Source organism: Megalodesulfovibrio gigas DSM 1382 = ATCC 19364 (assembly GCF_000468495.1).
Taxonomy (GTDB): Bacteria; Desulfobacterota; Desulfovibrionia; order Desulfovibrionales; family Desulfovibrionaceae; genus Megalodesulfovibrio; species Megalodesulfovibrio gigas.
Genome location: NC_022444.1, coordinates 2,118,135 through 2,130,174 on the forward strand (window position 1 = coordinate 2,118,135; position 12,040 = coordinate 2,130,174).

A 12,040-nucleotide genomic window follows, 5' to 3' on the forward strand; every position below is an offset into this window, starting at 1 on the left:
GGAATCCCGTTGGAAGAGCTGCGCCCGGACCTCTATGGCGACAAGCGCCCCTCTCTGCCCCCCTCTCCCCCCACCCAGGAGGCCCGGCCATGACCGAGCTCGACATCCTCGCCCTGGCGATTGTGGCGGCCGGGTTTGCTATCCGCGCCGCGCACCGCAATTTCCTGCGCTTCCTCCACGGCCTGGAGGACGACCTGCGCGACCATGGCGAGTGAGTCGGCTTTTTCATGCCTTCACCATGGATCATCTTCCAGTCAATAAAAATGAGAATATCTAACGGGGTTTCTCTGTGAAAGCGCACGAACTCATGAAGCTGGTCAGCATGTCCCTTGGGGCGAAGATCGTCGCCGCCATCCTCGGGAAGAGCCTGGCGCAATTTTATCGCTACACCACTGCGCCGAACCATAACCCCGACACCCCGTGGAGCCCCGGCGTGTTCGCCCGCGTGGACGACCTTGTCGAGGCGTTGGTCAACTCCGGCGATTTACACACGGCGCGTCTCGTGGCCGGTCGATGGGTGCATCAGGTGGGCTGCCGGCTGGTGGACATGGCCCCGGCGCACCCGAACCGGCCCACGGTCGAGGGCGAGTGTGTGGACGACCTGCCGGCCCTCGCTGCCCTGCATGCGGCTATCTGCAGTCCCAAGCCCAGTTACCCGGATGTGCTCGAAAAGTACGAGGCACTGCAGATGGAAATAAATGAGACGCTGGAGAAATTCAGGGAAAAGATGCTGGCGGAACAGGTGTAGTATGCCACACCAGACCTCGACCTCCTCCACGCTCTTAGATCGCATCGAGGCCCTGAGCGTGCCGCTTATCGGCGTGTCCGACCTCGCCGGCATTGGCAGGGCCACGGGCTATAGGTTGCTGCGCCAGGGACTCGGCACGCTGGCCACCGCGACGGCCGTGGAAAAGGCAGTTGCGTTGCTCGAATCCGGCACGGTGTGCCTCCTTTGCAGGGCGCGAGGCCGGGGCAATCGGCTGGTCCCACGGTGGCGCCCGGAAGACTCCAAGCGCGACACCATCAGCCAGCTTCAGACGCGCATTCAGGAACTGGAACGCGAGCTGGAGGAGGCCCGGGACATCGTTGCCAGCGTGCTGAATCTGCCGCAGCTCATGGCGCACGCGTATGATCTGGCTCAAGAGCGCGACACGTGGCGCGCCCGTGCCCTGGCCGCGGAAGACGAGCTGGCGCGCTATGGCGAGGCGGTGCTGTGAGCATGGCCCTCGACTTCGCCGCCATCAACGCCGCCGCCCTGGCCGCCTGCCCGGAGATTCTCAAGGGCTGGCTGCCTGGAGGGGAGAAGCAGGGGAAAAACTATGTCTGCGGCGATCTTGCCGGCAGCCCTGGCCATTCCCTGTCCGTGCACCTGGAAAAGGGATTCTGGAAGGATTTCGGCACAGGCGAGGGCGGCGGAGACCTGATTTCCCTCTATGCTGCCATCTACCAGCTGTCCCAGGGTGCGGCGGCCAAGGCCCTGGCCCGGGAGCTGGGGCAGGGCGGGTCCCGCGGGGCAGGGCGGACCCCGCGGCCCGTGGCGACGGGATCAGTCACAGGGGCCTCCACAGGCGAGGCTGCGGCGCAGGTGTGCGTGCTCTCCCTGGTGCCGGACGCCGCTCCCAGGCCGCCGGACAGTCATCCCCGACATGGCCGGTGCAGCATGGCCTGGGAGTACCGGGACCAGCTGGGCCGGCTGCTGGGGCGGGTGCTGCGGTTCGACACGGCCCAGGGCAAGCAGATTGTACCCCAGGTGTTTTGCGAGGTGGAGAACCGGGCTCCGCGCTGGCAGTGGAAGAGCTGGCCGGCCCCGCGCCCCCTCTAAGGCCTGGACCGCCTGCCTGACACCAAGGCCGTGCTCCTGGTGGAGGGGGAAAAGGCGGCGGACGCGGCCCAGCGGCTGCATGCCCTCCACACCAACCCATACCTCCGTAGCAAGAGAGCGTCCGCCATGAGCAAAGACAAGCGTATCCTGGTGTACCCCATGGCGTCCATCAGCGCCGCCATCGCCGCTGATCTGCCGGCCTTCTTCGGACCACTGATTACTTGAGAGTGGCGCTCCGGTTTTGGCCTGCCGCGGCTGTTTCCTTGCAGGCCGCTGGGGGCATGTTGCCCAGACTGGAGTGCGGGCGCACGGTGTTGTAGTGCCGCCGCCACCTCTCCGGATACAACGAAGAAGAAGAGAACAACACAAAACCCTAAAAAAATGACAATTGAATATTGAATAATATTGACACATACAAGAATCAACTATATTGGAAGAAATCATCGGAGGAACAATGAAAAAACTGGCAAAATCTGCATTGCTCTTTTTTGTCTATTTTGGTGTCTCTGCATTGGTGGCACACTTAGTTGTCAGAAGCATAGGCAACTTGACCCTACTCCGCTGTTTTTTGCATGAGTCCTCAATTTTTAACTATTGTCTAATACTATTGCCAACATACGCAATTATTGACATACTCACGCCCCTACATATAACATTCAACAGTAGCCTTCACCGATTTTTTGCATTAAGATTTGTACCGTTGATTGCTTCAATAGCCCTGTTAATAATGTCATTTGTCTCAATATTTTTTTCTCGTGCAATATCTGTACATATTTTTATTTTTTTCCTTAGCGCCACTTACATTCTGCATTGTATTTTTTCAGTAATCAAAATCAAGAAGGGATCAGAGAAAAAGTTTGACTACATATACTATTACACAGGAGCACTAGGCCTCCTCCTTATCTCTGGTTATGAGATCGATTTGAATGACTACGTAAGAGCTACTAAGGAGTGGTATAAAAAGCCATTCGCCGTTTCTGCTATAGAAACCCAATACCGCTGGATTTTTTCTGTCGAGAGAGTACTTCACAATAAGATCACTCAGCACTGCAAAGAACAATACAATGAAAGATCCTGCCGACAAGTTCTAAACAAAGCAAATGAAACAAGTCAGCATATCGATGTAGCATTTGATCCTAGTTTAAAAATGGCTTCGATGTTCGAGAAAATTCACAATGATGACTATTTACAGGAGCTAATAAACTCAAACGGCACAGGCCTATCTGATTTTTATAAAGATTACTCTGCCATACAAACTGGCGTAACAGTATTCTCATTTGTCGACCTGCTGTTAAGCTTAGATTTCATAAAGTCGTTCCTTGAATTTGTTCGCTCAGGACTTATCATTATAATTGGTAAACTTATTATATCAATTGCTCTTGCTTTCAAAATCACGACACTTTCCATCGAGTTGAATTCATGGTATAGTAAGGGGGACATTACAAATGAATGACGCTATTGCAATATCAAAAATGCTTATTGTAATAATCTTCTTTATCGCGTCACTATTTTACTTTAACCGCTTCATAAGTCGCAGCAATCCATCACGCAATCTTCTCGTGAAAATTGACTACCTATATTATGGCATTTTAATCTGCATAACTGTTTCATCAAGCCTCATACCCCTTAACCGTCTTCTGCTGGATATCATACTTTGCGACAAGATATTTGCTGATTCCTACGATACTATTGCAAGCAAGTGGCATTCAACTTCTCGCCAAATAATCTCTTTTGATCAAGGACATAACAATCTTGCCAGTTCGTATCCAGAAATTTTCAATGCAATTACTGACATCACAACAGAAAACAACAGTACTGTAATTTTCAAAAAATACTACCACCACATTCCCCTGCGTCAATTCCTTAATTTGTACAATGAAGTTGCCATAGGTGCAATTGACGACTCTCTTAAATTTTACAATCAAATACTCCAACTTCGTATAGACGCTGCTTCACTTGTTATTAGCAATAGCTTCCAAGGATTGATTTTTTCTATCCCGAAAATATTGGTTAAGATCTTAGCTTCCATACTAGTTGCATACAGGCTTGCGATATTGACTGGAAAAATTCGCAAGTCAATTTAAGAAATCAATTTTTCGGGAAACTTCGCCGCCCTGGCCAACTCTTTTGAAAGTGGCCTCTTGATCCCGTACCCCAGCTCTTCCTTGCCCAAGCACTGAGCAGTGGCCGAGCTGGCCAGCAGGCACGGCGTGCACCCCAACCAGGTGGCCGCCTGGAAGCAGCAGGCCAAGGAGGGCATCGTCGCCAGCTTTGATCTGCCGGCTAGCGACGGGCAACTGATTCCTTGAGAGTGGCACCCGCGTTCTCAAGTTCCAATTGGCCTGGAATGCGCTAAGCGGGCCAGTGGCAAACATTGATCTCTACCATGGTTATTGCAACTAGCTGCATTGCCAACTACCCCTCCTTGACCTTGTAAGAATTATTCCTTACCTCCTCAAGGTCGAACCAAGGAGTTTCTCATGGGCACCATTCACGAACTCGCCTCCATCACATCCAAGGGACAGATCACCCTGCCGAAGTCTATCCGGCAGCTGCTTGGGGTGGGTGCTGGCGACAAGGTCGCCTTCGAACTGGACGGCTCGCGAGTGGTTGTCAGCCGCGCCGGGGAGCAGCCGCATACGGACCCGGCCATCGTGGGTTTTCTCACGCTGCTGGAGCAGGACATCCGCAGTGGCCGGCATCTCGGCACACTGCCCGAGGGGTTGGCGCAATCGATGCTTGCGGCTGCAGACGCATCTCCCATGGAGGATGAGATCGAAGGCGACGTGGCACTGTGATGCAGCGGCACGGCTGGACCCTGCTTTTCCATGACTGCCTGATCGAACAACTGCAGCGACTTGAGCAGGCGGCAGCGCGTGCCATGGCCCGGAACCCCGAAGAGGCCGCCTCCAACGCCAACGTCAAGCTGTTCCGCGCCCTGTCCCGCCTCATCCTGGAGACCATCCCCGACGATCCCAATCGCGAGGAGTACCGGCAAGGCAACACCATGGGGCCTACATTCCGGCACTGGCGGCGTGCCAAGATCGGCAGGCGTTTCCGGCTATTTTTCCGGTTTGACTCCAACGCCAAGGTCATCGTGTTCGCGTGGGTGAACGACGAGCAGACCCTGCGCTCGGCCGGCAGTAGGTCAGACCCGTATGCTGTTTTCCAAAAGATGTTGCACTGTGGGCATCCTCCTGACGACTGGGCGGCATTGGTCAAGGCCAGCAAGGAAGACTGGCCCCCAACGGAGTAGCACGCGGCCAACGAATTCCGGTTCCATGGCAACGCATGTATCAAAGGACTAGGCTGGAATCCCAAACAAACCTATTGAAGCGCACCGGATGTGCTGGCCAGTTTTCAGGCTCAGGGTGGGGATGCGGACGCCCATAAACAAAACACCCTCAGGTCCTATATGGAGAAGCGCTGTGGTGGGGTGAAGGGGAAACGCGCGGAATGCAAATACCGGCAAATATCGCCTGCCTCTGGACGTGCCTAATCGTGTTTCGTATGCTCATCGCCAGCACAAGTGTCGGCGGGCATGGCGACGTCCTCTTTCCTTCAGGCCCTCCCCGAAGGGTAAGAACATCGGCAAGGCTAGGAAGGGAGTTATCCCGAGCGGCATCAGCCGTACTGTACCAATGGGCCAACGAACCCAGGAAGATTCGGCGTGATTACGGGTTGATTTGACAGGCATCCTGTTGCTATTATGTTCAAAAATACGGTTAGGTTTGTATGGCAACTTCTCATTCAGCAAATAATCTAGATCCTATGACGCTTCGGGCTGTTGATTTCTTCTGCGGAGGGGGAGGGATGACATGCGGTTTACGCATGGCTGGAATCAATGTTCTTGGAGGGTTGGATATTGCGGCCGATTGCAGGGAAACATACGAGTTCAACAACCGTCCCTCGCGCTTCGTAGAGCAGGACGTTGCCGGACTTGACGCGGAGGCCTTGGGCAGCATTTTCGACATCCGCCGAGACGCCCCCAACTTGATTTTCGTGGGCTGCAGCCCGTGTCAGTATTGGAGCAAGATTCGCACGGACCGCGGCAAAAGTGAGAAGAGTGCCTTTTTGCTCAAGGAATTTCAACGGTTCATAGACTCCTTTTTGCCGGGATTCGTCGTGCTGGAAAATGTTCCCGGCCTGCGAAGCAATCCGCAAAGCTACCTCCCCCACTTCCGAGACTTCCTGAAAAACTCCGGCTATTCCTTTGCCGACGATGTCATCGATACGAGCCGGTACGGCGTGCCCCAGCATCGTCATCGGTATCTTCTCGTAGCCTCGCGTACATGTGCAACCGTAACCTTGCCAATAGGTGATACACCTACAGTCAGCGTGAGGCAGGTAATAGGCGAGAAAAACGGCTTCCCGCGCATTGCAGCTGGCCATGCAGACAATACAAACTTCATGCATACCTCAGCTGAACTCTCAGCTTTAAATCTGCGTCGCATCCAGACGACGCCGCACGACGGCGGGGACAGGCTTAGTTGGAAGGACGACCCGGAGCTGCAAATCGACGCCTACAAGGGCAGGGATGACATCTTTAAGGACGTTTATGGTCGCATTCGATGGGATACGCCGGCACCGACCATTACCACCCGGTTTAACAGCCTGTCCAACGGCCGTTTCGGCCATCCAGAGGAAGATCGGGCCCTATCTCTTCGGGAAGGAGCTTGTCTGCAAACATTTCCGAAAAGCTATCGCTTCTTCGGGCCGAGCCGCAACTCCGTAGCCCGGCAAATCGGCAACGCCGTCCCCCCGTTACTGGCCAGACACATCGGAAAACATCTTATAAGGTTGAGTCGTCATGGCGACATTTAAGGCCCGCGCTCGGGCCTTGGACATGTTAGGACGCCAACAGATCGCGGGCATCCCCACGGCTATTAGTGAGCTCTTCAAAAATGCGCACGACGCATACGCAGATCGGGTGGAGGCGGACTACTATCGAACCGATGGACTGTTCGTCCTGAGGGACAACGGTCTGGGCATGACCGAGGAGGAGTTCGTCCAGCGCTGGCTGACGCTGGGCACGGAGAGCAAGATCACCTCCAAGAACATGGCAAAACCGCCCGTGGACCCGTCCAAGCCATACCGGCGATTGCTTGGTGAAAAGGGCGTGGGGCGTTTGGCCATCGCCATCATTGGTCCCCAGGTGCTGGTGCTGACCCGCGCCAAACGGGATGGAATGCTACAGGACACTGTGGCTGCCTTCATCCATTGGGGGTTGTTTGAATGCGCGGGGGTGGATCTGGACCAGATCGAAATTCCCGTCCGTACTTTTTCGGGGGGCGTCCTGCCGAACGCCGCCGACCTTCAGTCCATGGTACGCCTCTTCGAGGACAACCTCGCACGGCTACGAAACGTCATGGACGACAAGGTGCATGACCGAATTCTGTCCGATCTCCGGCAGTTCGACCTGGACCCCTCAGAAGTGGACACTTACCTGCCGGACATGAGCCTTACCGGCAACGGACACGGCACGCATTTTTTCATCAAACCAGCTTCGGACATGCTGGCTGCAGATATCGAGGATGACGGGGGCGACCGCCCGTCGAACCTCGTAAAGCTGCTTGGTGGCTTTTCCAACACCATGACGCCGGGGCACACGCCGCCGGTCATCAAACCTGCCTTTCGCGACCACAAGACCGACGATCTGTCCGACGACCTCATTGAGGAAGGCAAGTTCTTTACGCCCGAAGAATTCCGCAACGCCGACCACCAAATCGCGGGTCGGTTCGACGAATACGGCCAATTTCGGGGCTCTGTTTCCGTCTATGGTCAACCATTCCATGACCATATCGTATCCTGGCAGGGCGGTCACGGATTCCCGACGCGATGCGGCCCCTTCCGTATTCAGGTGGCCGTTGTACAGGGGGAGTCGCGGGCTTCGACATTGCAATTAGAAGACTGGAACGCCATGTGCTCCAAGATGGATCGTTTCGGCGGCCTGTACATCTATCGTGACGGCATCCGCGTTCTCCCCTATGGCAACAACGATTTTGACTTTCTGGACATCGAGAAAAACAGAACCAAGAAAGCCAGCTACTATTACTTCTCCTTTCGGCGCATGTTCGGTGTGGTGGAGATCGACAGCACGGCCAACGGAGGATTGACAGAAAAGGCCGGCCGTGAAGGGTTTCGCGAGAATGCAGCCTATCGGGAGTTTAAATCCATCCTCAAGAATTTTTTTGTCCAACTGGCAGCCGATTTTTTCCGGGAAGAATCGCCGGAGACCAGATACTACGACACCAAGATGGAGTACGACAGACAGGACAAATTACGAAAGAATAGGGAAAAGCAGGTCGGCGCTAAAAGACGCAAACTGACAGAAGAGTTGGCTACGTTTTTCGACCGATACGATGCAGCCGAACCACGCAACAGAGTCGACGCGGTACTTGACCAGCTCAGGCGCGAACTGGACTATGCGGCCTCATTGGACGATCCAGCTGAAGCGGCGAGGGTGTTCCTCGATCTGGAGGAACAGGCCAAAAAGGGCATTGCGGAGTTGGATGCCCGCTACAAAGTGGCCCGGCCGCGCGGCGTCGGACTGCCGAAAAACCTGACCAGAGATTGGGAGAATTACGTCAACGCCGTCGGGGAACTGCAAGAAACCCTTTTGATACCAGCCCGGAAGCGAATTGACGAACTCGTCGGCGAACATGCTGCCCGAGCCAGACTCATGCTGGATCGCCGCTTGCAACTCGAACGATCGCTGAAGTTGTTGTCCAACGAGACCCAATCCAAGACCGCTCGCGAGCGCAAGGCCACCCACGAAAGCCTGGACACGGTGTCCAAGGGCGTGGTCGAGGCCGCACGGTCCAGCACCAAGCGCGTCAAGCGGACCCTGGATGAAGTGTTCGCCGAATTCGCCGCCTTGGATATGACTGACTTGCCTGCGTCCGAAGCCATGGCTACTCGCGACCGTCTTGAAACGGCGCTGCAGACTACACGTGATAGCGAACTTAATTTCCTGCAGACTATCCGTGAGCAGTTGGAGGCCATCGACCTCAGTGGTGAGGGTGGTTCACTGGACCAAATGGAGGCCGTGGAGCAACGGGCCATCGCCTTGGAGGAGCAGGCGGATGTCGATCTGCAACTTACACAGTTGGGCATGGCCATCGAGGTCATCAACCATGAGTTTGACGCGAACATCCGGGCAATCCGAGCCAATGTCCGCCGCCTCAAGTCCTGGGCGGATGTGAATCCAGACCTTCAGGACTTGTATGCCGGGATCAGGAACAGCTTTGAACATCTGGACGGATACCTTACCCTTTTCACGCCGTTGCATCGCCGGCTCTACCGAAAGGAAATTGTTATCCGGGGTCGCGACATCGCAAAATTCATAGCAGACCTGTTCTCCGCGCGGTTCGAAAGGCACAAGGTCACGCTGGAATCCACGGATGCATTCCTAAATTTGGAAATCAAGGGATATCCTTCGACGTTCTACCCTGTGTTCGTCAATCTTGCGGATAACGCCATCTATTGGCTCAAGGATCGTCCAATGCGCCACATCACGCTGGACGTGCGTGAAGGTCGCATCTTGGTCGCCGATACCGGCCCCGGTATTCCTGAACGGGACCGAACCTCGGTGTTTGAACTCGGATTCTCCCGAAAGCCCGGAGGACGGGGGATGGGCTTGTACATTTCTCGTGAGGCTCTGTCTCGAGCGGATTACGATCTGGCTATCGCCAACACAAATGCCGGCACCACGTTCACCATCGCACCAAAAGAGGAACAGCAATCATGACCGATTTTGCCGCATTGTCGAAAGACGTTTTGGCCGGCTTCCTCCAGACTGTCGTAGTTATCGATGACCAGGCGTATGATGTTCAAAACGAAAAAACTGCCATTCCTCTCAAATCACCTTCACGTGGCCAGGCGAAGGCGGACGATTCCTCCGAAGACGCGGCCAGGACCCAAGTCGCGCATTCGCTTGATACATCTCAGCTTGTGAGCGCGTTTGCATGTAAGGGGCTGGTTTGCGCCGTCATCGCGCCGCAAAAGGACGAGCCTGTCGAGCAGCGCTTGGGTAGTGTGGTGGATCGCTGTGACATCGTCATCATTGATTGGCAAATGTTCAACGACGATGGCAAGCAGACCCTTTCGCTTATCAAGCATCTCTGCGAGGGAGACTGCGGGAATCGGCTGCGCCTGCTATGCGTCTACAGTGGCGAGCCCGATCTCGAGAAAATATCGGACCAAATTACTGGAAAAAAATTTGGATTTACTTGCCACGACAACAATAAACTCCTTTTACGAAAGGATCATGTTATCGTGACGATTCTGGGGAAATCTGTCGTACCCGTCGAACGCCTTGCAGACGAGCTATTTAATTGTTTTTCGATTTTTACAAGGGGATTGCTCTCGAACGCGGTGTTGGCGGCTTTGACTGGTATCCGACGCAACACACACCGCATCATCCAGAAATTTGATTCATCACTGGACCAAGCTTATATTTCGCACCGTATTTTATCAGTTCCTGTTGATAATTCTGAGAGTGAAATATTATCAGTTATATGTTCTGAGCTGGAATCTGCAATCCATCAATCACCAAAAATTCCTTACATCAATAGCGGCGCTATACAGGCGTGGATGAAGTCAGATGCAAGAAAAAATTTCAATTATGATGAGTTAAACGTCAACCCAAATTTCGCTCCTCAAGCCCTGGAGAAACTGATAGAGTTTGGCATAAACCATAGCGACCATTCTCACGATAATGTATATCAAAGTATTTGTTCCAAAGTACGTAGCAAAAAATTTGTAAAAGAATCTAAGATGACATTAATCCTGGGCGGAAAAAAACCTAAGGATGAAGATCGGCGATTCGCCATCCTATCTACACTTGAGACACGCTATGAGGATTACGTGCCGAAACTTACTTTGGGTTCGATCGTACATGATGGGGAACGCTACCTCCTGTGCATCCTACCACGATGCGACAGTGCCAGAGTCCCAACGAAAGGACGTAATTTCTTATTTATCCAGCTTGTCGATAAATCTCCACCACAAATTGATATCATTGTAAAAGACAACAATAACTTAGTTGATCTCGGCATAAGCATGCACCCGTATGACACCATTATTATCAGGTTTGCTGCATCAACTGCCGGTCAGCCGGTTAAGGCTGTCGAAAAAGACGGAAGCTGGGTGTTCAAAATTAAGAGCGAGGACGACAATGTTGAAACCGTGCGTTGGGTGGCAGACGTTAAGCCCCAGGTCGCCCAGGCTTTCGCCAATGAATACGCGTCCAAGGTCAGTCGTGTCGGTGTAAACAAATCCCAATGGCTTCATCAATTGGCCAATAAAGAATGACCCCACTTCCATGCCAATTTGAACTTGAGACTACGGGTTCCAGAAGGAAACGAGGGGGCCCGCTGGTGGCCAAACGATACGGCGTCAGTGAGTCCGCCGCGCTGCTGCGTTGGGCGGCAATGAAATCCCTCGGCTCGGCATTGATTGTTCCTGGCAAGCCATGGCATAATGGCACCGTCGATAGTTGGACTGGCAAGAATCACGAAAATTGCCTATCTATTGAGTGGTTTCACAGCGGGGCAGAGGCGATGACAATCATTGAGGGATGGCGGCGGCACTACAACACCGTGCGCCCGCACTCCAGCCTGTGCAACTTGACCCCGACGGCCTACAAAGAGACCGCGACGGGCCAAAACCGGAGCGCGACTCTCAAGTAATCAGTGGTCCGAAGAAGGCCGGCAGGTCGCCTCCCGCTCCAACACAGCCGCAATCCGGGCGGCGACCGCTTCGGCATCCTGCCGCAGCTCGTGCTCCCAGACGCGGATGACCTGCCAGCCCGCTACGGCGAGCTGCGCATTGATCAGAGCGTCACGGTCGACATTGCGCTGGATTTTGGCCTCCCAGAACGGCTGGTTCGTTTTGGGCGGCCTGTAGTGTTCCGGGCAACGGTGCCAGAAGCAGCCATCCACAAAAACAACCACCCGGCGCGAGGGGAAGACGATGTCCGGCCTCCCCGGCAGACCGTGCCCGATGCGGTAGCGGTAGCCCATGCGCCAGAGGCGTTGCCGGAGCATGCGCTCCGGCCTGGTGTTTTTCCCTTTGATGGCGGCCATGCAGCGCCGGCGCTGTTCCCGGGTCAGGACATCCGTCCGGGCGCGGCCCTGGCCTTGGCTCTCCTGATCGTGGCGATGGTCGCCATGATCAGGACCGTTCGCGGTGTCATGGCCGTTACCGCCCTGCATC

15 protein-coding genes are annotated in these 12,040 nt (G+C 54.5%); 13 read left to right on the forward strand and 2 right to left on the reverse strand.

Annotated features, from left to right (window positions below):
• Positions 1–89 precede the first annotated feature (89 nt).
• From DGI_RS19435 to DGI_RS09320, 4 genes are all read left to right on the forward strand, one after another.
• Positions 90–215 carry a hypothetical protein gene (locus DGI_RS19435; protein ID WP_021760682.1) on the forward strand — a complete coding sequence of 42 codons (126 nt, stop codon included), beginning with the start codon at positions 90–92 and terminating at the stop codon, positions 213–215.
• Positions 216–289: 74 nt separating this feature from the next.
• On the forward strand, positions 290–748 hold the full coding sequence (locus tag DGI_RS09310; RefSeq protein ID WP_021760683.1) for a hypothetical protein: 459 nt from the start codon (positions 290–292) through the stop codon (positions 746–748).
• Position 749: 1 nt separating this feature from the next.
• The gene (locus DGI_RS09315; protein WP_021760684.1) at positions 750–1,217 is read left to right on the forward strand and encodes a hypothetical protein; all 468 of its coding nucleotides are present in this window, start codon (positions 750–752) and stop codon (positions 1,215–1,217) included.
• Positions 1,214–1,822, forward strand: a complete 609-nt coding sequence (locus DGI_RS09320; protein ID WP_027192806.1) for a hypothetical protein — start codon at positions 1,214–1,216, stop codon at positions 1,820–1,822. The genes DGI_RS09315 and DGI_RS09320 overlap by 4 nt, the downstream gene beginning before the upstream one ends.
• A gap of 217 nt (positions 1,823–2,039) precedes the next feature.
• Here the strand turns inward: DGI_RS09320 and DGI_RS19575 are convergent, their stop codons facing one another.
• Entirely contained in the window at positions 2,040–2,189 is a 150-nt protein-coding gene (locus tag DGI_RS19575) for an integrase core domain-containing protein (RefSeq protein WP_081696690.1), read from the reverse strand.
• A 63-nt stretch (positions 2,190–2,252) separates the two neighbouring features.
• Between DGI_RS19575 and DGI_RS18375 the strand changes: the two genes are divergently transcribed.
• The 9 genes from DGI_RS18375 (at position 2,253) to DGI_RS09355 (ending at position 11,514) form a co-directional block, all read left to right on the forward strand.
• Positions 2,253–3,275, forward strand: coding sequence for a hypothetical protein (locus DGI_RS18375; protein ID WP_144284156.1), 1,023 nt, complete (start codon positions 2,253–2,255; stop codon positions 3,273–3,275).
• On the forward strand, positions 3,268–3,906 hold the full coding sequence (locus DGI_RS18380) for a hypothetical protein (RefSeq protein WP_021760687.1): 639 nt from the start codon (positions 3,268–3,270) through the stop codon (positions 3,904–3,906). Before DGI_RS18375 ends, DGI_RS18380 begins: the two co-directional genes overlap by 8 nt.
• A gap of 99 nt (positions 3,907–4,005) precedes the next feature.
• The gene (locus DGI_RS17920; protein WP_021760688.1) at positions 4,006–4,131 is read left to right on the forward strand and encodes a transposase; all 126 of its coding nucleotides are present in this window, start codon (positions 4,006–4,008) and stop codon (positions 4,129–4,131) included.
• Between the two features lie 171 nt (positions 4,132–4,302).
• Positions 4,303–4,620, forward strand: coding sequence for a type II toxin-antitoxin system PrlF family antitoxin (locus DGI_RS09330; RefSeq protein WP_021760689.1), 318 nt, complete (start codon positions 4,303–4,305; stop codon positions 4,618–4,620).
• Positions 4,620–5,078 (forward strand): type II toxin-antitoxin system YhaV family toxin, encoded by a 459-nt coding sequence (locus DGI_RS09335; RefSeq protein WP_021760690.1) that lies wholly within the window; start codon positions 4,620–4,622, stop codon positions 5,076–5,078. The genes DGI_RS09330 and DGI_RS09335 overlap by 1 nt, the downstream gene beginning before the upstream one ends.
• 479 nt (positions 5,079–5,557) lie before the next feature.
• Positions 5,558–6,646 carry a DNA cytosine methyltransferase gene (locus tag DGI_RS09340; protein ID WP_202961822.1) on the forward strand — a complete coding sequence of 363 codons (1,089 nt, stop codon included), beginning with the start codon at positions 5,558–5,560 and terminating at the stop codon, positions 6,644–6,646.
• Positions 6,633–9,572, forward strand: a complete 2,940-nt coding sequence (locus DGI_RS09345) for an ATP-binding protein (protein WP_021760692.1) — start codon at positions 6,633–6,635, stop codon at positions 9,570–9,572. Before DGI_RS09340 ends, DGI_RS09345 begins: the two co-directional genes overlap by 14 nt.
• A complete protein-coding gene (locus DGI_RS09350; protein WP_021760693.1) occupies positions 9,569–11,137 on the forward strand; it encodes a response regulator receiver domain in 1,569 nt (522 codons plus the stop codon). Before DGI_RS09345 ends, DGI_RS09350 begins: the two co-directional genes overlap by 4 nt.
• Positions 11,138–11,202: 65 nt before the next feature.
• A complete protein-coding gene (locus DGI_RS09355; RefSeq protein WP_021760694.1) occupies positions 11,203–11,514 on the forward strand; it encodes an integrase core domain-containing protein in 312 nt (103 codons plus the stop codon).
• Here the strand turns inward: DGI_RS09355 and DGI_RS09360 are convergent, their stop codons facing one another.
• Positions 11,515–12,039, reverse strand: a complete 525-nt coding sequence (locus tag DGI_RS09360; RefSeq protein WP_021760695.1) for a very short patch repair endonuclease — start codon at positions 12,037–12,039, stop codon at positions 11,515–11,517.
• Position 12,040: the final 1 nt, after the last annotated feature.

What these genes read in the sequence shown, in the direction of transcription:
- DGI_RS19435 (WP_021760682.1), top strand. Translation starts at nt 90, where the DNA reads ATGACCGAGCTCGACATCCTCGCCCTGGCGATTGTGGCGGCCGGGTTT.
- DGI_RS09315 (WP_021760684.1), top strand. Translation starts at nt 750, where the DNA reads ATGCCACACCAGACCTCGACCTCCTCCACGCTCTTAGATCGCATCGAG.
- DGI_RS18380 (WP_021760687.1), top strand. Translation starts at nt 3,268, where the DNA reads ATGAATGACGCTATTGCAATATCAAAAATGCTTATTGTAATAATCTTC.
- DGI_RS09330 (WP_021760689.1), top strand. Translation starts at nt 4,303, where the DNA reads ATGGGCACCATTCACGAACTCGCCTCCATCACATCCAAGGGACAGATC.
- DGI_RS09335 (WP_021760690.1), top strand. Translation starts at nt 4,620, where the DNA reads ATGCAGCGGCACGGCTGGACCCTGCTTTTCCATGACTGCCTGATCGAA.
- DGI_RS09340 (WP_202961822.1), top strand. Translation starts at nt 5,558, where the DNA reads ATGGCAACTTCTCATTCAGCAAATAATCTAGATCCTATGACGCTTCGG.
- DGI_RS09345 (WP_021760692.1), top strand. Translation starts at nt 6,633, where the DNA reads ATGGCGACATTTAAGGCCCGCGCTCGGGCCTTGGACATGTTAGGACGC.
- DGI_RS09350 (WP_021760693.1), top strand. Translation starts at nt 9,569, where the DNA reads ATGACCGATTTTGCCGCATTGTCGAAAGACGTTTTGGCCGGCTTCCTC.
- DGI_RS09360 (WP_021760695.1), bottom strand. Translation starts at nt 12,039, where the DNA reads ATGCAGGGCGGTAACGGCCATGACACCGCGAACGGTCCTGATCATGGC.